This window comes from Inquilinus sp. NPDC058860 (assembly GCF_042743185.1).
Classification (GTDB): domain Bacteria; phylum Pseudomonadota; class Alphaproteobacteria; order DSM-16000; family Inquilinaceae; genus Inquilinus.
Map to the genome: position 1 here is coordinate 54,019 of NZ_JBHYMS010000031.1, position 23,595 is coordinate 77,613.

Genomic DNA, 23,595 nt, shown 5'->3' on the forward strand with positions numbered 1-23,595 from the left:
TCGGCAGGATATGGCCCGCCGGGCCTCGATTTCAAAAGGTGCCGCGCTTCAGAGTGCCAGCGGCGCCGCGTCGCGCAGCACCGCCTGCGCCGCCGGGGTGTAGCCGCCGCCGGCCTCGTGCAGCACCAGCCCGGCCGCCAGCACCGCGGGCGACCGGCCCCCCCGCCGTGCCTGCACCAGCAGCCGCCGCGCCGGCTGCCCGGCCCTGGGCCAGAGCGGGAACAGGGTCAGCGAGCCGAAGCCGGACCGCAACGCGGCGCAGATCTCGTCGACCCGGTCGGCGCGATGGATCAGGGTCAGCCAGCCGCGCGGCTTCAGCGCCCGGGCCGCGGCGGCCGCCCAGCCGGCGAGATCGAGCCCGTCCTCGACATTCGCCGCCGCCTTGACCGGGTGGACGGAGGCGCGGCCGCGGCCCGGCGGCAGGAAGGGCGGGTTCATCATCACCCGGTCGAAGGGGGCGCCCGGGATCGGGTCGGCGACGCTGCCTTCGACGATCGCGGCGCGTCCGCCGAGGCCGTTCAGCCCGAGATTCTCGCGCGCCAGCGCCGCCAGGCCGGGATCGCGCTCGATTCCGGTGACCGAGACCTCCGGGCAGCGTGCGGCGAGGCAGAGCAGCGCCGCGCCGACGCCGCAGCCGAGATCGGCCACCTGCTCGCCGGGCGCGGCCGGCACCGCGGCCGCCAGCAGCACCGGGTCGATCGCGGCGCGATAGCCGTCCCGCGGCTGCAGCAGCCGGACCCGGCCGTCGAGCAGCCGGTCCTCGCTGGCCGCGCGTTCCGCGGCCTCAGGCATCAGGCAGGCTTTCCCCCGCGGATTGAAGGACATACCGCGCCCGGGCCCAGTCCTGGGCCGCCACCATCAGGCGGCGCGGCAAGATGCCCAGGCTTCCTTCCAGCACCGATGTGTGCATATCAAGGATGACGCTTTCGATCCGTGCGTCGGCCAGCAGCGCCGTCAGGAAGGACAGCCGGACCGGGTCATTGGTTCGCAGAAGCTCTTTCACGGGGCCAATTTCTCGTTTATGCAGCGCACACAAGGGTCATGGTGACACAATCCGGTCCGGATCGCTGCCCCGCTGCAGGCCGGTGCCGGAGATCGGAATGTGGATGTTGAGGAGCCGGGCTTGACCGCCAGTCTTGGAGCGACGAGAGCCGAGTCCCTGCCGCCGGAGCCGACCACCGACGCCGGCGCGCTCGACCGCCTGACGGCCCTCGTCGCCGAGGATCTGGAGGCGGTCAACGCCCTGATCCTGGAGCGGATGCAGAGCTCGGTCGAGCTGATCCCGCAGCTGGCCGGCTATCTGATCGCCTCGGGCGGCAAGCGCATCCGGCCGGTGCTCACCCTGGCTTCGGCCCGACTGTGCGGCCATCGCGGCCAGCGCCATGTCGGCCTGGCCGCCGCCGTCGAGTTCATCCACACCGCCACGCTGCTGCACGACGACGTGGTCGACGAGAGCGACCTGCGCCGCGGCCAGGCCTCGGCCAATGTCGTGTTCGGCAACCAGGCCAGCGTGCTGGTCGGCGACTTCCTGTTCTCCCGCGCCTTCCAGGTGATGGTCGAGGACGGCTCGCTCGAGACGCTGCGCATCCTGTCCAACGCCTCGGCCGTGATCGCCGAGGGCGAGGTGCTGCAGCTGTCGGCGGCGCACGACACCGTGACCAGCCGCGACACCTATCTCAGGATCATCCGCGCCAAGACGGCGGAGCTGTTCGCTGCGGCCTGCGAGATCGGCGCCGTGGTGGCCGACCGCAGCCCGGCCGAATGCGCCGCCATGCGCAGCTTCGGCACCGAGCTGGGCATCGCCTTTCAGATCGTCGACGACGTGCTGGACTATTCCGCCCGGCAGGCCCGCCTGGGCAAGACCATCGGCGACGATTTCCGCGAGGGCAAGATCACCCTGCCGGTGATCCTGGCCATGGAGCGCGGCAGCGAGGAGGAACGCGGCTTCTGGCGCCGGACCCTGGAGGACGGCGAGCAGGCCGGGCAGGATCTCGACCACGCGGTGGCCCTGCTGCAGCGCCATGACGCGCTGACCGACAGCATGGCGGCGGCGCGCACCCATGCCGAGAACGCCATCCGGGCGATCCGCCTCCTGCCCGCGTCGCCGATGCGGAAGGCGCTGGAGGACGTCGTCGAGTTCGTGGTCGAACGAGATTTCTGACGGAACTGCGACACAGGCCTTGCGGCCCCCCGCCAGTCTCGCTATAAGCCCATCCGCCGGTGCGACGGAGTGTAGCTCAGCCTGGTAGAGCGCTACGTTCGGGACGTAGAAGCCGGAGGTTCGAATCCTCTCACTCCGACCATTTCCAACCGGTTCGACGGCGCCCTCCCGAGGCGCCGTTTCTATTTCCGCCTCCTGCCCCCCGACATAAAAGAGGCCGGCCCGGTTGCGGTGCGGGCCGGCCTTGAAGTGGAGCAATGGAGTCAGTCCGGCGAAGCCTTCGCCGGCCGCCCCGACGAGGTCGAGGCGGTAGTTGAAGTTTCTGTGATCCGGCACCACCCCGACACCCCCATTTGGGAGGGCCGAGTCGGAATTCCGCGACGTGGAATTGCGCCGTTCACGAGCGATTCACGGGCCCGCGCCGGGCCGGCTTGTCAGTCGTGACGGAACACCTCCGGCATCATCGCCCACCATTCCCCCTCTTCCCTGGTCTCGAAGGGTTCCTGGCAGGGCGAGCACAGCGCCCACCAGTCCCGGGTCTTCGGGTCGGCCGCCATCCGCGCCATGTCGGCGGCGAAATCCGCACCGTGATACTCCCAGGTGGCGAACAGGATGTTCTCCGGCTGCTTCAGAAAGATCGAGTAGCTCCGGATATGGCAGGCGCTGATCATGGTCAGCACCTCGGGCCAGACAGCCCGGTGCAGCCGCCGGTACTCCGCCACAGCCTCCGGCTTCAGCCGGATGCACATCCCCATGCGCTGCATCGCCCTCTCCTCGTCCTATCCTCAGAGACCGTTTGGAAATGCGCTGGCGTGAGTCGGCTGGTGGTGGTTTCGAGAGCCGGCGCGCAGCGGACGTCTGAGTCCGTGAGCACCGGAAGCGCTCGAGCCCGCCGTCAGACGGCCGCGCCAGTCACATTTCCGGACGGCCTCTCAGCGCCGCCCCCGCCACGCCACCCGGTCCTGCCGCGTCGCCTCGGCCACCTTGCCGGCGGCGTCGCGCAGCCAGGCTGGCTTCCGCGCCTCGAGATCCTCGGCGACGGCACGGGCGCGCGAGCGGCGGGCGGAGTGCAGGTTGGCCAACTCCGCCCCCATCGCCGTCAGCAGGCGGCGCATCAGGCCGGGATCGGCCAGCGCCGGGAAATCGAGCTTGCGGCTGTTCGGCGCCAGCCGGCGGACGAGGATGCCCTTGCGCGGCTTCAGCCATGGATCGGCGATGCGGAACTTGCTGAAGGCGATCTCGGCGAAGCGCAGCTTGCGGTCGCCCCCCTGGACCAGGGACCAGGCCGAGGGCAGCAGCGGCTTGGCCTCGCGCGCCACCGGTCCGCCATGCCAGTCGGCGATCCCGACCCAGCGCGGCCGGCCCAGGCTGCCGAGCCCGGCCACGCGCTGGGCCGTCGCCACGGTCAGATCCGAATCAGGCATGGCCGCGGCCAGGACGTCGCGATAGCTGCGCGGCGGCGAGGCGCGCGGCAGCTGTTCCAGCGCCGACCAGAACCGCTCGCGCTGCTCGTCGCTGGCCAGCACCAGGTCGCGCAGCCACAGGTTCCGGCGCTCCAGCACGAAGGCGCCTGGCACCCGCAGCCCCTCGACATAGCCGCCGAGGATGGCGGCGCAGACCTCGTCCGCCGAGACCGAGCGGTCGCGGCCGCGCGCCAGGACGGCGCTGGCGGCCAACCGGACGAGGTCGAGCGCATAGGGCGTCTCCGCCGCCTCGTCGAAATCGTTCACGCCCCAGACCAGCCGACCGTCGGCATCGCGCCACAACCCGAAATTGCCGATATGCGCATCGCCCACCGCGATCACACGCGGCGTCTCCATCAGGCCGGGGCACAGCTCATGCGCGGTTTCGGTCCAGCGGAAGCAGGTGGCGCGCAGGAAGAGGAAGTCGCTCTCCTCCATCCTGCGATGCTTGCGGTCGAGATCGGCCTGGACGAGTTGCCGGCCGAGCTGGTCCTCGAGCCAGACCTCGTAGCGCTTGACCGACGCTGTGATGGACCCCATGGAGACCCCGGCGCTGCACCGCGGCCATCATAGTCGGCCGCGGTCCGCCGTCACCATGGTTTCACCGCCAGGGCCGGCCTCTTCAACGCGGCAGGGTCTCGACCGCCTCCACCACCAGCGGGTTCAGCGCCGCGTTCTTCGCCGCCACCTGGGCGCGGATCTGGTCCTTCATCCGCGGCTCCCAGAAATCCTTGATGTGCTTGCGCACCCCGGCCACCGCCTCCTCCTTGGGGTATGAGGCGAAGAAGCCGGCAATCTGGTTCGCCATGCGGATGATCTTGTTGTCGGTGCTCATGCCTCGACCTTGGCTGGAAGCAGAGGGGAGAAATCGGTGTAGGCGGTCATGCCGTCGCCGCGGGCGAAGGCGATCAGCGTCACTCCGGCCGCCTTCGCGGTATCGATGGCCAGCGTGGTCGGCGCCGAGATCGCGACCAGGATCGGAATTCCCGCGGCCGCCGACTTCTGCACCATCTCGAAGCTGCAGCGACTGGTGATCACGCAGAAGCCCTGGCCGGCATCGATGTCCGCGCGGGCCAGGGCGCCGACCAGCTTGTCGAGCGCGTTGTGCCGCCCGACATCCTCGCGCACCAGCCGGATCCGGCCCTCGCGGTCGGCCCAGGCGGCGGCGTGGACGGCGCCGGTGCGGCCGCGGATGTCCTGCAGCCCGTCCAGGTCGCGCAGCGCCCGGCGCACGGCCGCCCGCTCCACCTCGATCGGCTTCGGCGCGCGGCGCTTGCGGCCGTGCAGCGTGTCGAGATCGCTGGTGCCACAGATGCCGCAGCCGGTGCGGCCAGTGATGTTCCGCACCTTCTGCAGCATCTGCGAGAACTGCGCGCCGCGCAGCGCCATCCGCACCTCGACGCCACGCTCCTCGTCGGCCACCACCTCCTCGACCGTCAGGTCGGACGGCGCCTCGGCCAAGCCTTCGGTCAGGCTGAAGCCGAGGGCGAAATCCTCGAGATCGGCCGGCGACGCCATCATCACGGCGTACGACATGCCGTTGTAGACCAGCGCCACCGGCACCTCGGCCGCGACCACCTCCTCCACCGGCTCGGCCCGGTCGTCCCGGAACAGCCGCCGGGCCGGCAGGCGCAGATCCGTCGCCGGGAGTTTGGTGGGGGGCAGGGCCATGGCTACTCCGCCGCCTCCTGCGGGCGCTCGATTTGTATCGTCTTCTCGCGCAGCTCGCGATAGGCGACCTGCCAGTCGGACAGGTGGTTCACCCGCCGCACCTGCACCGCCGTCACCTTGTATTCCGGGCAGTTCGTGGCCCAGTCGGAATAGTCGGTGGTGACCACGTTGGCGCCGGTCTCGGCATGGTGGAAGGTGGTGTAGACGACGCCCGGCTGCATCCGGTCGGAGATCCTGGCTCGCAGGCTGGTCTCGCCCGACCGGCTGGCCAGCGCCACCCAGTCGCCGTCGCGGACGCCACGGTTCTCGGCGTCGGACGGGTGGATCTCCAGCACGTCCTCCTCATGCCAGGCGATGTTGTCGGTGCGCCGGGTCTGGGCGCCGACATTGTACTGGCTGAGGATGCGGCCGGTGGTCAGCACCAGCGGGAAGCGCGGCCCCGTGCGCTCCTCGGTCGGCACGAACTCGGTGATCATGAACCGGCCCTTGCCGCGGACGAAACGGTCGATATGCATGATCGGCGTGCCTTCCGGCGCCGCGTCGTTGCACGGCCACTGCACCGAGCCGAGCTCGTCCAGCCGCTGGAACGACACGTTCTTGAAGGTCGGCGTGGTCCGGGCGATCTCGTCCATGATCTCGCCCGGGTGGCTGTAGCGCATCGGGTAACCGAGCGCCTCCGACAGCATCATCGTCACCTCCCAGTCGGCATAGCCGGCCTTGGGCGGGATGGCACGCCGGACGCGGCTGATCCGCCGCTCCGCATTGGTGAAGGTGCCGTCCTTCTCGAGGAAGGAGGAGCCGGGCAGGAACACATGGGCGTAGCTGGCGGTCTCGTTCAGGAACAGGTCCTGGACGATGACGCATTCCATCGCCGCCAGGCCGGCGGTGACATGCTTCACGTCGGGGTCGGACTGGGCGATGTCCTCGCCCTGGATGTAGATGCCCTTGTAGGTGCCCTCGACCGCGGCATCGAGCATGTTCGGGATGCGCAGGCCAGGCTCGCCGGACAGCGACACCTCCCACATCTCCTCGTAGATCTTCCGCACCTCGTCGCCGGAGACGTGGCGGTAGCCCGGGAACTCATGCGGGAAGGACCCCATGTCGCAGGAGCCCTGGACGTTGTTCTGGCCGCGCAGCGGGTTCACGCCGACGCCGCGCCGGCCGATGTTGCCGGTCAGCATGGCGAGGTTGGCCATGCCCATGACCATGGTCGAGCCCTGGCTGTGCTCGGTCACGCCGAGGCCGTAATAGATCGCCGCCCGGCCGCCGGTGGCGTAGAGCCGCGCCGCCGCCCGCACCTCGGCCGCCGGCACGCCGGTCAGTTCCTCCACCGCCTCCGGCGAATGGCGCGGATCGGCGATGAACTCGGCCCAGCGCGAGAACTCGGCCAGGTCGCAGCGCTCGCGGATGTAGTCGTCCGCCGCCAGCCCCTCGGTCACGATCACATGGGCGAGCGCGTTGACGACCGCGACATTGGTGCCGGGCTTGAGCGGCAAATGGTGGTCGGCCTTGATGTGGGCCGACTTCACCAGGTCGATCCGGCGCGGATCGACCACGATCAGCCGGGCGCCCTCGCGCAGCCGGCGCTTCATCCGGCTGGCGAAGACGGGATGCGCATCGGTCGGGTTGGCGCCGATCACCACCATCACGTCGGTCTCGTCGACGCTGTCGAAATCCTGGGTCCCGGCCGAGGTGCCGTAGGTCTGGCCCAGGCCGTAGCCGGTCGGCGAGTGGCAGACCCGGGCGCAGGTGTCGACATTGTTGTTGCCGAAGCCGGCGCGGATCATCTTCTGGACGAGGTAGGTCTCCTCGTTGGTGCAGCGCGACGAGGTGATGCCGCCGATCGAATCGCGGCCGTAGGTGGCCTGGATCCGCTTCAGCTCGGAGGCGGCATAATTGATCGCCTCCTCCCACGACACCTCGCGCCATGGATCGGTGATCTGCTTCCGGATCATCGGCTTGGTGATCCGGTCCTTGTGCGTGGCGTAGCCCCAGGCGAAACGGCCCTTGACGCAGCTGTGGCCGTGATTGGCCTTGCCGTCCTTGTACGGCGTCATCCGCACCACCTCGGTGCCCTGCATCTCGGCCTTGAAGGCGCAGCCGACGCCGCAATAGGCGCAGGTGGTGACCACCGAATGCTCCGGCTGCCCGGCCTCGATGATGCTGTTCTCCATCAGCGTCGCGGTCGGGCAGGCCTGGACGCAGGCGCCGCAGGAGACGCACTCGCTCTCCTTGAAGCCGTCATCCTGGCCGGCCGAGACGAAGGAGCCGAAGCCGCGCCCGTCGATGGTCAGGGCGAAGGTGCCCTGCACCTCCTCGCAGGCCCGGACGCAGCGCGAGCAGACGATGCATTTGGTCGGGTCGAAGGTGAAATAGGGGTTGGAGGTGTCCTTCTCGCCGACCAGGTGGTTGGCGCCGTCATAGCCATAACGGACCTCGCGCAGGCCGACGACGCCGGCCATGTCCTGCAGCTCGCAGTCGCCGTTGGCGGCGCAGGTCAGGCAGTCCAGCGGATGGTCGGAGATGTAGAGCTCCATCACGTTCCGGCGCAGCTTCGCCAGCTTCGGCGTCTGCGTCCGCACCTTCATGCCGGGCTCGACCGGGGTGGTGCAGGAGGCCGGCGTGCCGCGCCGCCCCTCGATCTCGACGACGCAGAGCCGGCAGGAGCCGAAGGGCTCCAGGCTGTCGGTCGCGCACAGCTTCGGGATCGTGGTCTCGATCTCGGCCGCCGCGCGCATCACCGAGGTGCCGGCGGGCACGGTCACGACCTGGCCGTCGATCTCCAGCGTCACCAGATTGGGCGAGATCCGCGCCGGGGTCCCGAAATCCTGTTCCGTCACGAGAGCCATCGGGTGGCCTCCTTACTCGGCCGCTTGCGCCGGGGCGGGCGCTCGGTCGAAATCATCGGGGAAGTGGGTCAGGGCGCTGAGCACCGGATAGGGGGTGAGGCCGCCGAGGGCGCAGAGCGACCCGTCCAGCATGGTCTCACACAGGTCTTCGATCAGCGTCAGGTTGCGGCCGAGCTCGCGTCCGCCGATGTCCCGGTTGGCGATGATCTTGTCGATCGTCTCGGCGCCGCGGGTCGAGCCGATGCGGCAGGGCGTGCACTTGCCGCAGCTCTCGATGGCGCAGAACTCCATGGCGAAGCGGGCCTGGACGGCGAGGTCGACGCTGTCGTCGAACACCACCACCCCGCCATGGCCGAGCATGCCCTTCTTCGCCGCCATCGACTCGTAGTCGAGCGGAGTGTCCAGCAGGCTCTCCGGGAAATAGGCGCCGAGCGGGCCGCCGACCTGGACCGCGCGGAACGGCCGGCCGCTGGCGGTGCCGCCGCCGAAGCCCTCGATCAGCTCGCGCAGGGTCAGGCCGAAGGCGACCTCGATCAGCCCGCCGTGCTTGACGTTGCCGGCCAGTTGCAGCGGCTGGGTGCCGCGCGACCGGCCGGTGCCGTAATCGGCGTAGAAGGCGGCGCCCTTGTCGAGGATGATCGGCACCGAGGTCAGCGACAGCACGTTGTTGATCACGGTCGGCCGGCCGAACAGGCCCTTCAGCGCCGGCAGCGGCGGTTTCGGCCGCACCATGCCGCGCTTGCCCTCCAGGCTCTCCAGCAGCGAGGTCTCCTCACCGCAGATATAGGCGCCGGCGCCGACCCGGACCTCGAGGTCGAAACGCTTGCCGCTGTCCAGCACGCTGGGGCCCAGCACGCGGCGCTGATAGGCGATGTCGATCGCCGCGTTCATCGCCGCCACCGCATGCGGGTATTCGGAACGGATGTAGACGAAGCCCTTGGTGGCGCCGGTGGCGATACCGGCGATGATCATGCCCTCGATCAGCAGGAAGGGGTCGCCCTCCATGATCATGCGGTCGGCAAAGGTGCCGCTGTCGCCCTCGTCGGCGTTGCAGACGATGTATTTCCGGTCGGCCTGGGCCTGCAGCACGGTGCGCCACTTGATGCCGGTCGGGAAGCCTGCGCCACCGCGGCCGCGCAGGCCGGAGGCCGTGACCGTCTCGACGATCGCCGCCGGCTCCATCGCCAGCGCGGCGTGCAGACCCTTCAGCCCGTCATGCGCCTCGTAGTCGTCGAGCGACAGCGGGTCGGTGATGCCGCAGCGGGCGAAGGTCAGGCGCTGCTGTCGGGCGAGATACGGGATCTCTTCCGGCCGGCCGTGGCACAGCGCATGGTCGCCGCCCTCGGCGAAGCCGGCGGCGAACAGGCCGGGCACGTCCTCCGCCGCGACCGGGCCGTAGCCGATGCGTCCGGACGGCGTCTCGACCTCGACGAAAGGCTCCAGCCACAAGAGGCCGCGCGAGCCGTTGCGGACCAGCTGCAGCGCGATGCCGCGGGCGGCGGCCTCGGCCTGGATCGCGCGGGCGACGTCGTCGGCGCCGACCGAGACGGCGGCGGCGTCGCGGGGGACGAAGACCTTCACGGCGTCGCCTCCATCACGTCGACCAGGCGGTCGAGGCGCTTCGTATCGATCCGCCCGACCAGCTCGCCATCGGCCATCGCCGCCGGGGCACAGGCGCAGTTGCCGAGGCAGTAGACCGGCTCGACCGTGATCCGGCCATCCGCCGTGGTCTCGTGCAGGCCGATGTCGAGCCGCCGCCGCAGATGCTCGGCCAGGTCGCGCGCGCCCATCGACTGGCAGGCCTCGGCCTGGCACAGCTTCAGCACGTGGCGCCCGGCCGGCTCGGCCCGGAAATCGTGATAGAAGGTGATGACCCCGTGCACTTCGGCGCGGGACAGGTTCAGCGCGTCGGCCAAGAGCGGCACCGCCTCGCGCGGCACATGGCCGAAGATCGATTGCAGGTCGTGCAGGATGGGCAGCAACGGCCCTTCGGTCGCACCATGCGATGCGATCACGTCACGCGCCACCTCGGCGTCCCAGCCCCGGTGTTCGGGCATCCGTCCCACTCCCTTTTCGGGTTCGTTGGTCCGGGCGGCCCTTGGCTGCCACCCGATAGATCTAGGATGGGCGGGGCCGTATACCAGATTCAAATACAAAGCCCGGATGAATTGATAAACAGCGCTTATCAATAAGCCGGCTGGAGCGGCGTCGCCTGCAGTTCAGCGTCGAGATCGAGGGTGCGGGCCGTGTCGAACAGGCCGCGGGCCAGCGGCGACGGCGGGTCGCGGTCGGCCATCACCAGCCCGACGGTGCGGGTGGCGGCCGGGTCGACCAGGCGCAGGGCGCGGGTGCCCGCCGGAACCCCGAACAGGTGCAGGAGCGCCCGCGGCATGACGCTGGACCAGAAGCCGGAGCGGACATGCGAGCACAGGTTGATGATGCTGTCGGTCTCGACCGCCGCGTGTGGCGAGCAGCCCACCGACCGGAAGATGCCGTCGATGATCCGCCGGTTCTGCATGGTCGGGGTCAGGAGGCACAGCGGCAGCTCCGCCGCCTCGGTCCAGGAGATGGTCCGGCGCGATGCCGGCGCCTGATCCGCCGGCATCAGCAGGATGTAATCCTCCTGGTACAGCGGCAGGCTGCGGACATGGCGCAGCGGCTCGTTGTCGAGATAGGTGACGCCGACATCGATCTCGAAGTTCTCCAGCCCGGCCTCGATCTGGATCGAGGTCTGCGACAGCACCGAGACGGTGACGGCCGGGTGGGTCTGGGCGAAGGGCGAGGTGATCAGCGAGACGATCGGCAGGGCCGAGGGCACGGCGCCGATCCGCAGCTTGCCGGCCAGCCCCTGCTGCAGCATCGCCAGCTCCTGCGCCAGGCCATCACGGTCGGCCAGGATCTTCTTGGCCCAGTCGAGCACGCAGGCGCCCTCGCGGGTGAAGCCCTGGAAGCGGTGGCCGCGCTCGACGATCGGCACCTGCAGTTCCTCCTCCAGCTGGCGCAGGGCGGTGGAGAGGGCCGGCTGCGACACGCGGCAGGCCTCCGCCGCGCGGGCGAAATGCTTCTCGCGGGCGAGCGCGACGAGGTATTCGAGCTGGCGGATGACCATCGGGCCTCCGGGATGCGGCTTGATAACGCATGGTTATCGGCTGCTTCCATCCGGTCCGCAATCGCCCCATTTCAAACCGCGCCGGGAACCCGGCCGGCCGACGCCGATATCATCTGTTTGGATGATGCGTCCGGACGGCACAGCTGTTTGACTCGGATCGGGCAACTTGCTCAGCCTCGAGATTTTTTAACGCACGTGAATTTTCGTGGAGATTTTCAGATGCCCGTCAGCGCATTCGCCCAGCGGCTTGCCACCGTCGCCATCGGGGAGCATCAGCGTTTCAGCGGTGTCCCAGAGACCGACCGACGTCTGCGCAGCCGCATCTACGACACCTATCTTGCCCAATTGAAGGCGGCTGATCCGAATGATCCCCTCGGCTGGGCCATGTCGTCGGACATCTCCGCGTGGGCCTGGTCCGCCACCTTTGTCTCCTGGTGTCTCCTCGATGCCGGCGCGACGAACCAGGAGTTCGACTTCTCGATCCGGCACGCGATGTACATCAGAAAGGCGATCGCTGACGCCGATGCCGGGCGGGGCGTGTTCCGTGCCCGCCCGATCGACTCTTACGCTCCCGACATCGGCGACGTGATCTGCGCCAATCGCGGTCGCGGCCGGGTGACCTATGACGAGGCGCGGAGCCGCGACAGCTATAACTCCCATGGCGCCATCGTCGTGGATCTGATCGAACGCGCGGGCAAACGCTATGCCGTCACCGTCGGCGGCAACGAATCCGACTCCATCCGGCGCACCGAGGTCGAGCTGACGCGCGCCGGCACCGTCCGGCAACGCAGCGTCAATCCCTACATCTGCGTCATTCAGAACATGAAGGATGCCGGTACGGTGCTTCGCGACATTGGCCGCCGCGAAGCGGCCGCCGGGGCCGGCCTGTCCCAGGCGCTCCGTGGCCACGGGACCTTCGTCTACGATGCAGTCGCGACGATCGACGACTACGGCTCGGCTGCGAACACGGCCCAGGCCATGGTGCGGGCCGGTATGACGCATGCGTGGATCCGCATCCACGGACGATCTTCCCTGAATACGGCACAGACGACAGCGACGCGAGCGTTGATCGACGCCGTCAAGGCGGCGGGGGTCGCCGTGGCTGGTTGGGGATGGTGCCAGGGCGAGGACGCAAGGGGCGAGGCGCGTACGGCGCTTCGGGAGCTCGCCTCCTTCGGCCTCGTCGACTATGTCGCCGATATCGAACCAGGCCATAACAACTCAATGTGGCGGCCGGAGGAAATCGAGACTTTCGGCGGGACTATCCGCGATGCCCTGCAGGGATCGTTTGGGGTCTCGAGCTTCGCCCTTGTCGACTGGCATGAACCGCAGCTGATGGCCGCCATCCTGCCCTTCGTCGACGCCGTGGCGCCACAGGTCTACTGGTTCAACTTCCCGAACCGGACTATGGTCGACCAGTTCCGCAGGCCCGGCGGCACAACCTACGGCCGGAACGATCCCGCAGCCTATGCCGATCTCTGTCTGGATCGCTGGCGGCGCTTGAGCTTGACAGATCCCAAGCCACTCATCCTGACCGGCCAGGCCTATTGGGGCGAAGGCGGGTTCAACCGACAGGACGCCGAGGCGAAGCTGCAGGTCTTTCTCAATACCTGGGCCGGGTACGGACAGATCGCAGGTCTCAACTGGTGGCACTTCGGCGGCGGGACCGGCATGAGTCACGCGATGCTGGAGGCGATCGTCAGTGCCCAGCTGGATACCAAGCCCTATCAGCCGTAGCCGCCTTCCAGACAAGAACCGCGATTGGCCCCGGCGGGCGGCTGGATTTGATCTGATCGACGGTGGCATCGCTCCACTCGGTCGATCCAGACCGCCTGCATGCCGGCCAGCCAGCCACAGCATCGTCCTTTCGTGCGTCTTTCAATTTGTCTAAGGGGATCGGGTCGCTAATCTGCCGTCCTCCGCATTCGAGACTGCGATCCCGTGACGACGACAGCCCTGGGCAGCGACCGCCTGCTCGACCATCCCTCCTTCCTGGTGTTCTGGGGCGCGCGGGTGCTGTCCGCCATCGGCTTCCAGATGTCGGCCGTCGCCATCGGCTGGCTGGTCTACGCCCTGACCGGCAGCGCCTACAGCCTGGGGCTGGTCGGGCTGTTCCAGTTCCTGCCGATGGTGGTGCTGACGCTGCTGGTCGGCCATGTCGCCGACCGCTACGACCGCCGCCGGATCGTCCAGATCTGCCTGTTCGTCGAAGGGGCGACGCTGGTGGTGCTGGCGCTCGGCATCCTGGACGGCTGGCTGACCGTGCCCGGCATCTTCGCCGCGGTGCTGGTGCTGGGCGCGGCCCGCGCCTTCGAGCAGCCGACCATGGCGGCGCTGCTGCCGGCCGTGGTGCCGGCCGGCATCCTGCCCCGGGCGCTCGCCGTCTCCTCCTCCGCGATGCAGACGGCGACGATCGTCGGCCCGTCGATCGGCGGGCTGCTCTACGCCGTCGGCACCACCGTGCCCTTCGCCGTCGCCGCCGCCTGTTTCCTCGCCGCCTGCGCGCTGATGCTGGCGATGCGGCTGGAACGGCCGGCGCCGCGGCGCGAGCCGGCGACGCTGCGCTCGGTGTTCTCCGGCATCGCCTTCATCCGCAGCCAGCCGATGATCCTCGGCGCCATCTCGCTCGACATGTTCGCCGTGCTGCTGGGCGGGGCCACCGCACTGCTGCCGATCTATGCCCATGACATCCTGCAGACCGGCCCCTGGGGGCTGGGCCTGCTGCGCGCCGCCCCCGCCGCCGGGGCGCTGGTCATGTCGGCGGTACTGACCCGGGTGCCGCTGCGCCGCGCCGTCGGCCACAAGATGTTCGCCGCGGTGATCGTGTTCGGCGCCGCCACCGTGGTGTTCGCCGCCTCGACCAGCCTCGCCGTGTCGCTGGTCGCGCTGGCGGTGCTCGGCGCCGCCGACAACGTCAGCGTGGTGATCCGCAGCTCGCTGGTGCAGCTCTTGACGCCGGACGGGATGCGCGGCCGGGTCAGTGCCGTGAACTCGCTGTTCATCGGCACGTCGAACCAGCTCGGCGAGTTCGAATCCGGCATGGCCGCCGGGCTGCTCGGCGCGGTGCCGGCCGGCATCCTGGGCGGCGTCGGCACCGTCGTGGTCGCGCTCTTGTGGATGCGGCTGTTCCCGGCGCTGCGCAAGGCGCAGACCCTGTCAGGCTGATCGAATGATGACCAATCCCGCGCCGACCGGCGTCGCCGGGCTGATCGAGTGGCTGTCGGGCGACGAATGCCACGACGCCACTGACGCGGCGATGCTGAGCGAACTCGGCCGGCGGCTGCGCGCGCTGGGGCTGCCGATCGACCGGCTGAGCCTGCATCTGCGCACGCTGCACCCGCAGATCCTGGCCCGCACCCTGGCCTGGACCGTGGGCGAGCCGGTGGAGCAGCGCGACCGCGACAACTCGATCGAGCGCCTGCCCTTCTTCGCCGGCAACCCGATCCGGCGCGCCACCGAGGAGCGGAGCTGGCTGAGCCTCTCGACGCCGGAGGAGATCGCCGGGCTGGAGGAGCTCGACTTCTTCCAGGGCCGCAACCTGGCGGTGGCGGAGGTGGTGCCGCTGCTGATGGGCCAGGGCCCGGCGAGCGCAGTGGTCTTCGCCACGCGGCGGCCGGACGGGTTCGGGCCGGACGGCCGCGCCCTGCTGCAGCGCATCGTCCCGGCCCTGCGCGGCGCCTGCGAGATCCGCCTGCTGCGGCTGGCCGAGGCGACGCTGCTCGACACCTATGTCGGCCCGATCACCGGCCGGCGCATCCTGGAAGGGCACATCCGGCGCGGCGACGTCGAGACGCTGGAAGCAGCGCTGCTGCTGTGCGACCTGCGCGACTTCACCGTGCTGTCGAACCGGCTGCCACCCGAGCAGATGCTGGACCGGCTGAACCTCTACTTCGACCAGCTGGTGCCGCCGATCGCGGCCGCCGGCGGCGAGGTGCTGAAGTTCATGGGCGACGCCGTCCTGGCCTTCTTCCACCTGGAGGCCGGGCCGGCGGCGAGCTGCGCCGCGGCGTTCGACGCGGCCCGCCAGGCCCTGGCCAGCATCCACTCCGCCTCCCAGGCCGGCACGCCGCTCTCCGCCGGGGTGGCGCTGCATCACGGCAAGGTCGCCTACGGCAACATCGGCTCCGGCGGGCGGCTGGACTTCACCGTGATCGGCCGCGACGTCAACCTGGTCAGCCGGATCCAGACCGCCTGCGCCACCACCGGCCAGCCCCTCTTGATGTCACCGCGCTTCGCGGCGCTGCTGGACCGGCCGGGCAGCCGCAGCATCGGCCCGCACCCACTGAAGGGCTTCGCCGAGCCGCTGGAACTGTTCGGCTGGGAGGCCGAATAGGCCTCAGGTGAAGGCGTCGGGCATGCTGTCCTTCTTGCGCCGCATGAAGTCCTGCAGCGCCTCGTCCACCGCGGGGTCGATCGCCGGCGCCTCGTACTCCTCCAGCATGCGCTTCCACAGCGTGTTGGCGCGCTGCGAAGCGTCCTGGCGCCCTTCCGCCTCCCACTGCTCGTAGGAATTGTTGTCGGCGACGGTCGAGCGGTAGAAGGCGGTCTCGAAGTTGCGCTGGGTGTGGTCGCAGCCGAGATAGTGGCTGCCCGGGCCGACCTGGCGGATCGCGTCCATCGCCTGGCCGTTCTCGCTGAGGTCGATGCCCTCGGCCATCACCTGCATCATGCCGAGCTGGTCGGCGTCGAGGATGAACTTCTCGTAGGAGCTGACCAGGCCGCCTTCGAGCCAGCCGGCGGCGTGCAGCACGAAGTTCACCCCGCCCAGCATGGTCGGCAGCAGGGTGTTCGCGCTCTCGAACGCCGCCTGGGCGTCCGGGGCCTTGGAGCCGCAGAGCGAGCCGCCGGAGCGGAACGGCACGCCCAGGCGCCGGGCCAGGGCGGCGGCGCCGTACAGCACCAGCGCCGGCTCCGGCGTGCCGAAGGTCGGCGCGCCCGACTGCATCGAGATCGAGCTGGCGAAGGAGCCGAACACGACGGGCGCGCCGGGGCGGCACAGCTGCGCCGTGGCCATGCCGGCCAAGCTCTCCGCGAGCGTCTGGGTCAGCACGCCGGCGCTGGTCACCGGCGCCATGGCGCCCGCCAGGATGAACGGCGTGACGATCACCGCCTGGTTGGCCCGGGCGTAGGTCTTCAAGGCGCCGAGCATGGTGCCGTCCCACACCATCGGCGAGTTGGCGTTGATCAGGCTGATCAGCACGCAGTTCCGGTCGACGAACTCCTCGCCGAACACCAGCCGCGCCATGGCGACCGTGTCCTCCGCCCGCTCCGGCGCCGTCACCGAGCCCATGAACGGTTTGTCGGAGTACCTGATGTGGGAATAGACCATGTCGAGATGCCGCTTGTTCACCGGCAGGTCGACGGGCTCGCACACGGTGCCGCCGGAATGGTGCATCGCCGGCGTCATGTAGGCGAGCTTCACGAAGTTGCGGAAATCCTCGATCCGGGCGTAGCGGCGGCCCTCGTCGAGGGTGCGGATGAAGGGCGGGCCATAGACCGGGGCGAAGACGGTGTTGCCGCCGCCGATCTGCACCGAGCGGTCCGGGTTCCGCGCATATTGGGTGAACTCGCGCGGCGCGGTCGCCTGCACCAGCTGCCGGCACAGGCCGCGCGGGAAGCGGATGCGGGTGCCCTGGACGTCGGCGCCGGCCGCCTTCCACAGCTCCAGCGTCTCCTCGTCGTCGCGGAACTCGAGGCCGATCTCCTCCAGCACCGTGTCGGCGTTGTGCTCGATCAGCTCCAGCCCGTCGGTCTTCAAGACCTCGTAGAGCGGGATCTTGCGCGAGATGTATTTCAGCTGCTGCAGCCCGCCGCCGCGGCGCAGGGCCCGCCGGGCCTCGGCCCCGCCGCGGCCGCGCCGGCCGGCCCGGCCGCCGGTCTCCTCGGGGGCGGGCAGGTCCGTTGGGGTCGGGGCAGGCTCGGTCATGCGCTTCCTCCTCGCAATGGGCCGATGCTACGCCGCGAGGCCATGCCGACCATCGCGCCTGCGACCCGGCCTCGCCCGCCCACGACACCACCGCTCCGCCCCGCACGCGCCGCCTTGAACCCGGCCCGCCGCCGGGTTACCTGGAGAGGGCCATGGTCTCCGATCTCCCGCCCGCCGACCTGCCCCCGATCGTCTCGCCCTGCATCGGCGTCTGCACGCTCGAGGCCGGGACCGGCCTGTGCGCCGGCTGCCTGCGCACGGTCGAGGAGATCGCGGCCTGGCGCGACGCCGACAACGGCTGGCGGCTGGCCGTGCTGCAGCGGCTGAAGGAGCGCCGCCGCGCCCGCGGCCGCACCAGCGCCGCCGACAGCCGGCCGCGCCGGCGCCAGCCGCAGCCCGTCTGAGGACATGCCATGACCACCGTCACCGTCGCCGCCACCCAGACCTTCTGCACCTGGAACGAGGCCGAGACCCTGGACCGGGTCGAGGCGCTGGTGCGCCGGGCCGCAGCCCAGGGCGCCCAGATCGTGCTGCCGCAGGAGCTGTTCGCCGCCCCGTATTTCTGCCGCGACGAGCTGCAGACGCATTTCGCTTTGGCCCAGCCGATCGACGGACACCCGGTGGTGGAGCGGTTCCGCGCCCTCGCGGCGGAGCTGCAGGTGGCGATGCCGGTCAGCGTGTTCGAGCGCGCCAACAACGCCTATTACAACACCATCGCCATGGTCGACGCCGACGGCAGCGTGCTGGGCGTCTACCGCAAGTCGCACATCCCGGACGGGCCGGGCTATGAGGAGAAGTTCTACTTCAACCCCGGCGATACCGGCTTCAAGGTCTGGAAGACCCGCTACGGCGCCGTCGGCTGCGGCATCTGCTGGGACCAGTGGTACCCGGAGGCGGCGCGCTGCATGGCGCTGATGGGCGCCGATGTGCTGCTGTACCCGACCGCGATCGGCAGCGAGCCGCAGGATGGCGGGCTCGACAGCCAGGCGCACTGGACCCGGGTGATGCAGGGCCATGCCGGCGCCAACCTGGTCCCGCTGGTGGCGTCGAACCGCATCGGCACCGAGGAGGGCGAGCGCTTCAGCCAGACCTTCTACGGCTCCTCCTTCATCGCCGGCCCGACCGGCGAGCTGGTGGCCCAGGCCGGCCGCACCGGGGAGGAGGTGCTGGTGGCGAGCTTCGACCTCGACGCCATCCGGGCCCAGCGCGCCAGCTGGGGCCTGTTCCGCGACCGCCGGCCGGAGCTGTACGGCGCGATCCTGACCTATGACGGGTCGACCCGGCCCTGAGCCCGTCCGATACCGCTACTGGCGCGGCCGTCTGACGGCGGTTTCTGCGCTTCCGGTGCTCACGGACTTTAACGTCCGCTGCGCGCCGGTTCTCGACACCACCGCCAGCCGACTCACGCCAGCGCGGTCTCGAACGGGCTCATCTGCGACAATCAGAACAAAAGCGGAACAAAGAGTCAAGCGCAACTACGCTGAACCGTTATCCCGGGTTGAGGAAGCGCCCTGCCTCTCGTCCGCGGCGATCTCGGCCAGGATCCAGTCGCGGAAGGCGGCGATCTTCGGCACGTCGCGGCGGCTGTCGAGATAGACGAGGTGATACGAGCCCTCGTCCCGGATGCTGGCCGGGAAGGGCCGGACCAGCTCGCCCGCGGCGAGCTCGTCGAGGAAGAAGGTCGGGTTGAGCAGGGCCACCCCCTGCCCCGCCTGCGCCGCGCGGCCCATCATCTGCTGGTTCTCGAGCCGCAGGCCGCCATTGGACACCGACTCCGGCACCGCCAGGCCGGCGGCGGCGAACCAGCGCTGCCAGTAGGAGTCGCCGCCGTCCCACATCAAGGGCAGCTGCAGCAGGTCGCGCGGATGGGCCAGGCCGCCGGCGCGGTCGCGCAGCGCCGGGCTGCACAGGGCGGTGTATTCGATCGGCATCAGCGGATGCGCCGCCAGGCCGGGCCAGACGCCGATGCCGTGGCGGATGCCGACATCGCTGTCGCCGCGGGTGAAGTCGACCAGCTTCGTCCGGGTGTCGAGCCGCACGGCGATGCCGGGATGGGCCAGCTGGAACCGGCCCAGCCGCGGCACCAGCCAGTTGGTGGCGAAGGTGTGGATCGAGGTGATCGACAGCAGGCCGCCGGTGTCGTCGCGCGCCGCGGCGAAGGCGCCGGCCAGCCGGGCCAGCGCCTCGGTCACCGCCGGCGCCAGGCGCTCCCCGGTCTCGGTCAGCTCGACCTTGCGGGTCAGGCGGCGGAACAGGGGCGCGCCGACCCGGTCCTCCAGCAGGCGGATCTGGTAGCTGACGGCCGCCTGGGTCATGCCCAGCTCCGCCGCCGCCCTGGTGAAGCTGAGGTGCCGCGCCGCGGCCTCGAACACCCGGATGGCCGGCAGCGGCGGCAGGCGCGAGGCTGATCCTTCATCCATAAAGACAGCTTATCCGTTGCTTATCGAGAACGCGTTGGTCGGACGCCCGCGGAACGCCGATATTCCTCTCATACAACGCCACGGCCCGTCGAACCCATCAACAGAGCTGATGCGTTCCGGGCCATCCGGAGACCGAGATGACCAGCATCGTCCAGCGGGCGCCCGCGCGCCCGATCCCCCGACTTCGCCCTCGGCGCGGCCTGATGTCCATCCTGCGGGCCGTCGGCCGCCGGATGCTGCGCCCGGCCGCCGGCCGCGTGCTCGACCCGAAGGCCCTGTCCGACCAGATGCGGCGGGACCTCGGGTTCGACAGGAGCTAACCACGGGCCATCGCCTCCGCCGCCTCGGCCAGCAGCCAGTCGCGGAACAGGGCGATCTTGGGCACGTCGCGGCGGGTCTCGAGATAGACCACGTAGTAGGCGCCGTTCTCGCGCAGCAGCGTCGGGAAGGGCTGCACCAGCTGGCCGGAGGCCAGCTCCTCGGCGAAGAACAGCGGGTTGAGCAGCGCCACGCCCTGCCCCGCCTTCACCACCTGGCCCATCATCTGCTGGGTGTCGAGCCGCAGCCCCTCATCGGCGACCGAGGCCGGCACCGCCTCCCCCGCCGCGGCGAACCAGCGCTGCCACAGATCGGCGTCGTCCCACAAGAGCGGCAGGCGCAGCAGGTCGCGCGGATGGCCGAGGCCGCCGGCACGCCCGACCAGCGCCGGGGTGCACAGCGGCGTGCAGTCGCCGGGGATCAGGCGGTGCGCCGCCAGGCCCGGCCAGACGCCGCGGCCGAAGCGGATGCCGAGGTCGTAGTCGCCGCGGGTGAAATCGATGTTCTTGTGGCCCGTGTCGACCCGCACCGTGATCCGCGGATGGACGGCCTGGAACCGGCCGAGCCGCGGCACCAGCCAGTTCGAGGCCATGGTCAGCACGGTGGTGACCGAGAGCAGCCCGCCGGCGTCGTCGCGCAGCGCGGCGAAGGCCCCGGCCATGCGCGACAGCGCCTCGGTCAGCACCGGCGCGAGGCGCTGCCCGGCCTCGGTCAGCGCCACCTTGCGGGTGAGGCGGTGGAACAGGGGCGCGCCGACCCGGTCCTCGAGCAGGCGGATCTGGTAGCTGACCGCCGCCTGGGTCATGCCCAGCTCCGCCGCCGCGCGGGTGAAGCTGAGGTGGCGGGCCGCGGCCTCGAACACCCGCACCGCGGACAACGGCGGAAGCTGGAAGCCTGGCTGGGTGTCCATGGGTCAGGGCGTCGGCAGCAGGCGGGAACGGTGTGTTCGATGTTCGGTCTGAATGCTCGGGACTACAATACACCTTAGTCCCCCCTCCCCTTGCGGGAGGGGGTTAGGGGGAGGGGTCCGCGCGCGAATGGGCGCGCGAATGGGCGCGCGAATGGGTAAGATCGTCTGCGTCATCACAGCGCCTATAGCCTGACGCCGGTTCAAACCGGGAGAACCCCCTCCCCCTACCCCCCTCCCGCAAGGGGAGGGGGGACTCATTTATCTCCGTCTTCAGTCGCCCCTGCCCGCCTCAGTCCAGCGACTGCAGGGTCTCGCGCAGGGTGTCGACGATCCGGTCGATCTCGGCCTTCTCGATGATGAAGGGCGGCGACAGGGCGACGATGTCGCCGGTGGTGCGGATGCCGACCCCCTTCTGGAAGCACTTGATGAACAGGTCGTAGGCCCGGGCGGTCGGGCGGCCGGCGATCGGCTCCAGCTCCACCGCGCCGATCAGGCCGAGGTTGCGGATGTCGATGACGTGGCGGGTGCCCTTCAGGCTGTGCAGCGCCTGCTCCCAGTACGGCGCCAGGTCGGCGACGCGCTCGAACAGCCCCTCCTCGCGGTACACGTCGAGGGTGGCGAGGCCGGCGGCCATGGCCAGCGGATGGGCCGAGTAGGTGTAGCCGTGGAACAGCTCGATCATGTGCTCCGGCCCGGTCATGAAGGCGTCGTAGATGTGCTTGCGCACGCCGACGGCGCCGGCCGGGACGGCGGCGTTGGTCAGGCCCTTGGCCATGGTCACCATGTCCGGCTGCACGCCGAACCAGTCGGCGGCGAAGCCGGCGCCGAGGCGGCCGAAGCCGGTGATGACCTCGTCGAAGATCAGCAGGATGCCGTGCTTGTCGCAGATCTCGCGCAGCCGCTGCAGATAGCCCTTGGGCGGCAGCAGCACGCCGGTGGAGCCGGCCACCGGCTCGACGATCACCGCGGCGATGGTGGAGGCGTCGTGCAGCGCGACCAGCCGCTCCAGGTCGTCGGCCAGCTCGGCGCCGTGCTCCGGCAGGCCGCGGCTGAAGGCGTTGCGCGCCAGGTCGTGGGTGTGGCGCAGGTGGTCGACGCCGCTGAGCATGGTGCCGAAGGTGCGGCGGTTGGCGACCATGCCGCCGACCGAGATGCCGCCGAAGCCGACGCCGTGATAGCCGCGCTCGCGCCCGATCAGCCGGGTGCGGGTGCCCTGGCCGATCTGGCGCTGATAGGCCAGGGCGATCTTCAGCGCGCTGTCCACCGCCTCGGACCCGCCGCCGGCGGCGAAGAAGACGTGGTCGAGGTCGCCCGGCAGCAGCTGGGCGACGCGGGAGGACAGCTCGAACGCCTTGGGGTGGCCCATCTGGAAGGACGGGGCGTAGTCCATCTCCGCCGCCTGGTCCTGGATCGCCCGGACGATCTTCGGGTGGCAGTGGCCGGCGTTGACGCACCACAGGCCGGCGGTGCCGTCCAGCACCTGGCGGCCGTCGACCGTGGTGTAGTACATGCCCTTGGCCGAGGCGTAGAGCCGCGGCGCCGCCTTGAACGACCGGTTCGCGGTGAACGGCATCCAGAAGGATTCGAGGTTGTTCGGGGCGCGCAGGTCGCCGCGGGCCGATTTAACGTCCAAGGGGGCGTCATCCATGGCAAGCAACTCCGGTCGGCTGTGGAGGGAACCGAACAAGCCGGACGGCCGGCGCCGGTCCGCCCCCGCAAGGTGAGGGGCCGGAGGGGAGCCTAGGACCGCCCCGATCGCTGGACAAGCGGGCGCGCGCCCCGGAGAATGGGAAAAGCGCCGCAGGAGGCCGCCCCGATGCCGGCGTTCGGGATTTCGAACAGGAAAACACCCATGGCCCCTACGCCGGGTCCTGCCCCCATGGTCACCGAGTCCCCCCTCCCCTCGCGGGAGGGGGCTAGGGGGAGGGGGTTCCCTCCGCCGGAACCGGCGCCTTCCTCCTCCGGCCAGGCCGCGCCAGACGACCCCGGCATCGACATCGGCGGCCGGCTGCGGCGGCTGCGCGAGGAGCACGGGCTGAGCCAGCGCGAGCTGGCGCGGCGCGCCGGCGTCTCCAACGCCACCGTCTCGCTGATCGAGCAGAACCGCGCCAGCCCTTCGATCGGCTCCTTGAAGCGGGTGCTGGACGGGCTGCCGCTGAGCCTGGCCGAGTTCTTCGCCCTGCCCGAGGGGCCGGAGGACCCGGTGTTCTTCGCGGCGGCGGATCTGGTCGAGATCGCCGGCCGGCTCGGCGGCCATGGCGGGCCCGGCGGCCCCGAGGGGTCGGGCGAACCCGGCGGGTCGGCGGGCCTGATCTCCTACCGCCAGGTGGGCTGCCAGCCCGGCCGGGCGCTGCAGATCCTGCACGAGCGGCTGGCGCCGGGCGCCGACACCGGCCCGACGGCGCTGAGCCATGCCGGCGAGGAGGGCGGCGTGGTGATCCGCGGCCGGGTGGAGCTGACGGTCGGCCCGCGCCGCCGCATCCTGGGCCCCGGCGACGCCTATTACTTCCAGAGCCGCCTGCCGCACCGCTTCCGCGTGGTCGGCGAGGAGCCGGCAGAGATCGTCTCGGCCTGCACGCCGCCCTCCTTCTAAGAGCGGACTCCGACACCCGGAGCGGGCCCTCCTTCGTGCCTCTCCCGCGGCGCGGGAGAGGTCGGCCTCGCGCCGCGAGGCCGGGTGAGCGACTGTCTGGCCTGTCAAGCAGCCAGTGCGAGTTGTTGGCGGACATCGCGGGCCTTGGCGTTGAGTCGGACGAGGAGTTTGCGTG

The 23,595-nt window shown here is 70.3% G+C and carries 22 protein-coding genes and 1 tRNA gene; 9 read left to right on the forward strand and 14 right to left on the reverse strand.

Translation table 11 applies throughout. From position 1 onward, the window contains the following. Positions 1-48: 48 nt before the first annotated feature. Together ACFW16_RS20985 and ACFW16_RS20990 are read right to left on the reverse strand one after the other, a co-directional pair. Entirely contained in the window at positions 49-792 is a 744-nt protein-coding gene (locus ACFW16_RS20985) for a tRNA1(Val) (adenine(37)-N6)-methyltransferase (RefSeq protein ID WP_380308572.1), read from the reverse strand. Beyond that, entirely contained in the window at positions 785-1,003 is a 219-nt protein-coding gene (locus ACFW16_RS20990) for a DUF2007 domain-containing protein (protein WP_380308574.1), read from the reverse strand. Before ACFW16_RS20990 ends, ACFW16_RS20985 begins: the two co-directional genes overlap by 8 nt. 156 nt (positions 1,004-1,159) lie before the next feature. Between ACFW16_RS20990 and ACFW16_RS20995 the strand changes: the two genes are divergently transcribed. Both ACFW16_RS20995 and ACFW16_RS21000 read left to right on the forward strand, forming a co-directional pair. Continuing rightward, positions 1,160-2,161, forward strand: coding sequence for a polyprenyl synthetase family protein (locus tag ACFW16_RS20995; protein WP_380308614.1), 1,002 nt, complete (start codon positions 1,160-1,162; stop codon positions 2,159-2,161). Positions 2,162-2,226: 65 nt separating this feature from the next. Further along, a tRNA-Pro gene (locus tag ACFW16_RS21000) sits at positions 2,227-2,303 on the forward strand. A gap of 292 nt (positions 2,304-2,595) precedes the next feature. Here ACFW16_RS21000 and ACFW16_RS21005 read toward each other — a convergent pair. The 8 genes from ACFW16_RS21005 to ACFW16_RS21040 all read right to left on the reverse strand — a co-directional run bounded on the left by ACFW16_RS21005 (position 2,596) and on the right by ACFW16_RS21040 (position 11,253). Then, complete coding sequence (locus ACFW16_RS21005; RefSeq protein ID WP_380308576.1) at positions 2,596-2,925, reverse strand: L-rhamnose mutarotase; 330 nt, start codon at positions 2,923-2,925, stop codon at positions 2,596-2,598. A 168-nt stretch (positions 2,926-3,093) separates the two neighbouring features. After that, positions 3,094-4,164, reverse strand: coding sequence for a DUF2252 family protein (locus ACFW16_RS21010; protein WP_380308578.1), 1,071 nt, complete (start codon positions 4,162-4,164; stop codon positions 3,094-3,096). 82 nt (positions 4,165-4,246) lie between these two features. Continuing rightward, positions 4,247-4,459: a formate dehydrogenase subunit delta gene (locus ACFW16_RS21015; RefSeq protein WP_380308580.1), complete on the reverse strand. Its 213-nt coding sequence runs from the start codon at positions 4,457-4,459 to the stop codon at positions 4,247-4,249. Next, positions 4,456-5,295 (reverse strand): formate dehydrogenase accessory sulfurtransferase FdhD, encoded by an 840-nt coding sequence (gene fdhD / locus ACFW16_RS21020; protein WP_380308582.1) that lies wholly within the window; start codon positions 5,293-5,295, stop codon positions 4,456-4,458. Before fdhD ends, ACFW16_RS21015 begins: the two co-directional genes overlap by 4 nt. Before the next feature lie 2 nt (positions 5,296-5,297). Further along, positions 5,298-8,144 (reverse strand): formate dehydrogenase subunit alpha, encoded by a 2,847-nt coding sequence (gene fdhF / locus ACFW16_RS21025; protein ID WP_380308584.1) that lies wholly within the window; start codon positions 8,142-8,144, stop codon positions 5,298-5,300. 12 nt (positions 8,145-8,156) lie between these two features. Continuing rightward, positions 8,157-9,725 (reverse strand): formate dehydrogenase beta subunit, encoded by a 1,569-nt coding sequence (locus ACFW16_RS21030; RefSeq protein WP_380308586.1) that lies wholly within the window; start codon positions 9,723-9,725, stop codon positions 8,157-8,159. Further along, positions 9,722-10,201, reverse strand: coding sequence for a formate dehydrogenase subunit gamma (locus ACFW16_RS21035; RefSeq protein WP_380308588.1), 480 nt, complete (start codon positions 10,199-10,201; stop codon positions 9,722-9,724). The genes ACFW16_RS21030 and ACFW16_RS21035 overlap by 4 nt, the downstream gene beginning before the upstream one ends. Positions 10,202-10,329: 128 nt before the next feature. Next, complete coding sequence (locus tag ACFW16_RS21040) at positions 10,330-11,253, reverse strand: LysR family transcriptional regulator (protein ID WP_380308590.1); 924 nt, start codon at positions 11,251-11,253, stop codon at positions 10,330-10,332. Between the two features lie 219 nt (positions 11,254-11,472). Here ACFW16_RS21040 and ACFW16_RS21045 point away from each other — a divergent pair, with 219 nt between their 5' ends. The 3 genes from ACFW16_RS21045 to ACFW16_RS21055 all read left to right on the forward strand — a co-directional run bounded on the left by ACFW16_RS21045 (position 11,473) and on the right by ACFW16_RS21055 (position 15,586). Continuing rightward, a complete protein-coding gene (locus ACFW16_RS21045) occupies positions 11,473-12,990 on the forward strand; it encodes a DUF2272 domain-containing protein (protein WP_380308592.1) in 1,518 nt (505 codons plus the stop codon). A gap of 204 nt (positions 12,991-13,194) precedes the next feature. Beyond that, positions 13,195-14,418 (forward strand): MFS transporter, encoded by a 1,224-nt coding sequence (locus tag ACFW16_RS21050; RefSeq protein ID WP_380308594.1) that lies wholly within the window; start codon positions 13,195-13,197, stop codon positions 14,416-14,418. Between the two features lie 4 nt (positions 14,419-14,422). Then, on the forward strand, positions 14,423-15,586 hold the full coding sequence (locus tag ACFW16_RS21055) for an adenylate/guanylate cyclase domain-containing protein (RefSeq protein ID WP_380308596.1): 1,164 nt from the start codon (positions 14,423-14,425) through the stop codon (positions 15,584-15,586). Positions 15,587-15,589: 3 nt separating this feature from the next. Here ACFW16_RS21055 and ACFW16_RS21060 read toward each other — a convergent pair whose 3' ends face one another. After that, positions 15,590-17,179 carry a trimethylamine methyltransferase family protein gene (locus ACFW16_RS21060; protein WP_380308598.1) on the reverse strand — a complete coding sequence of 530 codons (1,590 nt, stop codon included), beginning with the start codon at positions 17,177-17,179 and terminating at the stop codon, positions 15,590-15,592. A gap of 152 nt (positions 17,180-17,331) precedes the next feature. Here ACFW16_RS21060 and ACFW16_RS21065 point away from each other — a divergent pair, with 152 nt between their 5' ends. Both ACFW16_RS21065 and aguB read left to right on the forward strand, forming a co-directional pair. Beyond that, positions 17,332-17,583 carry a DUF1289 domain-containing protein gene (locus ACFW16_RS21065; protein WP_380308600.1) on the forward strand — a complete coding sequence of 84 codons (252 nt, stop codon included), beginning with the start codon at positions 17,332-17,334 and terminating at the stop codon, positions 17,581-17,583. 9 nt (positions 17,584-17,592) lie between these two features. Then, the gene (aguB, locus tag ACFW16_RS21070) at positions 17,593-18,468 is read left to right on the forward strand and encodes an N-carbamoylputrescine amidase (RefSeq protein WP_380308602.1); all 876 of its coding nucleotides are present in this window, start codon (positions 17,593-17,595) and stop codon (positions 18,466-18,468) included. Between the two features lie 186 nt (positions 18,469-18,654). Here aguB and gcvA read toward each other — a convergent pair whose 3' ends face one another. Then, a complete protein-coding gene (gene gcvA / locus ACFW16_RS21075; protein ID WP_380308604.1) occupies positions 18,655-19,599 on the reverse strand; it encodes a transcriptional regulator GcvA in 945 nt (314 codons plus the stop codon). Positions 19,600-19,736: 137 nt separating this feature from the next. On the opposite strand from gcvA, the gene ACFW16_RS21080 reads away from it, so the two are divergent. Continuing rightward, positions 19,737-19,919, forward strand: coding sequence for a hypothetical protein (locus tag ACFW16_RS21080; protein WP_380308606.1), 183 nt, complete (start codon positions 19,737-19,739; stop codon positions 19,917-19,919). Here the strand turns inward: ACFW16_RS21080 and ACFW16_RS21085 are convergent. Both ACFW16_RS21085 and ACFW16_RS21090 read right to left on the reverse strand, forming a co-directional pair. Then, entirely contained in the window at positions 19,916-20,827 is a 912-nt protein-coding gene (locus tag ACFW16_RS21085; RefSeq protein ID WP_380308608.1) for a LysR substrate-binding domain-containing protein, read from the reverse strand. The two genes, ACFW16_RS21080 and ACFW16_RS21085, sit on opposite strands and share 4 nt — an antisense overlap. Before the next feature lie 289 nt (positions 20,828-21,116). After that, on the reverse strand, positions 21,117-22,475 hold the full coding sequence (locus ACFW16_RS21090; RefSeq protein ID WP_380308610.1) for an aspartate aminotransferase family protein: 1,359 nt from the start codon (positions 22,473-22,475) through the stop codon (positions 21,117-21,119). A gap of 231 nt (positions 22,476-22,706) precedes the next feature. Here ACFW16_RS21090 and ACFW16_RS21095 point away from each other — a divergent pair, with 231 nt between their 5' ends. Continuing rightward, complete coding sequence (locus ACFW16_RS21095; RefSeq protein WP_380308612.1) at positions 22,707-23,420, forward strand: cupin domain-containing protein; 714 nt, start codon at positions 22,707-22,709, stop codon at positions 23,418-23,420. The last annotated feature ends 175 nt before the right edge of the window (positions 23,421-23,595 follow it).

Bases quoted from the DNA above. Each gene is read 5' to 3' on its own strand.
- ACFW16_RS20985 (WP_380308572.1), bottom strand. From the start codon at position 792: ATGCCTGAGGCCGCGGAACGCGCGGCCAGCGAGGACCGGCTGCTCGAC.
- ACFW16_RS21005 (WP_380308576.1), bottom strand. From the start codon at position 2,925: ATGCAGCGCATGGGGATGTGCATCCGGCTGAAGCCGGAGGCTGTGGCG.
- ACFW16_RS21010 (WP_380308578.1), bottom strand. From the start codon at position 4,164: ATGGGGTCCATCACAGCGTCGGTCAAGCGCTACGAGGTCTGGCTCGAG.
- ACFW16_RS21015 (WP_380308580.1), bottom strand. From the start codon at position 4,459: ATGAGCACCGACAACAAGATCATCCGCATGGCGAACCAGATTGCCGGC.
- fdhD (WP_380308582.1), bottom strand. From the start codon at position 5,295: ATGGCCCTGCCCCCCACCAAACTCCCGGCGACGGATCTGCGCCTGCCG.
- fdhF (WP_380308584.1), bottom strand. From the start codon at position 8,144: ATGGCTCTCGTGACGGAACAGGATTTCGGGACCCCGGCGCGGATCTCG.
- ACFW16_RS21035 (WP_380308588.1), bottom strand. From the start codon at position 10,201: ATGCCCGAACACCGGGGCTGGGACGCCGAGGTGGCGCGTGACGTGATC.
- ACFW16_RS21040 (WP_380308590.1), bottom strand. From the start codon at position 11,253: ATGGTCATCCGCCAGCTCGAATACCTCGTCGCGCTCGCCCGCGAGAAG.
- ACFW16_RS21045 (WP_380308592.1), top strand. From the start codon at position 11,473: ATGCCCGTCAGCGCATTCGCCCAGCGGCTTGCCACCGTCGCCATCGGG.
- ACFW16_RS21055 (WP_380308596.1), top strand. From the start codon at position 14,423: ATGATGACCAATCCCGCGCCGACCGGCGTCGCCGGGCTGATCGAGTGG.
- ACFW16_RS21060 (WP_380308598.1), bottom strand. From the start codon at position 17,179: ATGACCGAGCCTGCCCCGACCCCAACGGACCTGCCCGCCCCCGAGGAG.
- ACFW16_RS21065 (WP_380308600.1), top strand. From the start codon at position 17,332: ATGGTCTCCGATCTCCCGCCCGCCGACCTGCCCCCGATCGTCTCGCCC.
- aguB (WP_380308602.1), top strand. From the start codon at position 17,593: ATGACCACCGTCACCGTCGCCGCCACCCAGACCTTCTGCACCTGGAAC.
- gcvA (WP_380308604.1), bottom strand. From the start codon at position 19,599: ATGGATGAAGGATCAGCCTCGCGCCTGCCGCCGCTGCCGGCCATCCGG.
- ACFW16_RS21080 (WP_380308606.1), top strand. From the start codon at position 19,737: ATGACCAGCATCGTCCAGCGGGCGCCCGCGCGCCCGATCCCCCGACTT.
- ACFW16_RS21085 (WP_380308608.1), bottom strand. From the start codon at position 20,827: ATGGACACCCAGCCAGGCTTCCAGCTTCCGCCGTTGTCCGCGGTGCGG.
- ACFW16_RS21090 (WP_380308610.1), bottom strand. From the start codon at position 22,475: ATGGATGACGCCCCCTTGGACGTTAAATCGGCCCGCGGCGACCTGCGC.
- ACFW16_RS21095 (WP_380308612.1), top strand. From the start codon at position 22,707: ATGGTCACCGAGTCCCCCCTCCCCTCGCGGGAGGGGGCTAGGGGGAGG.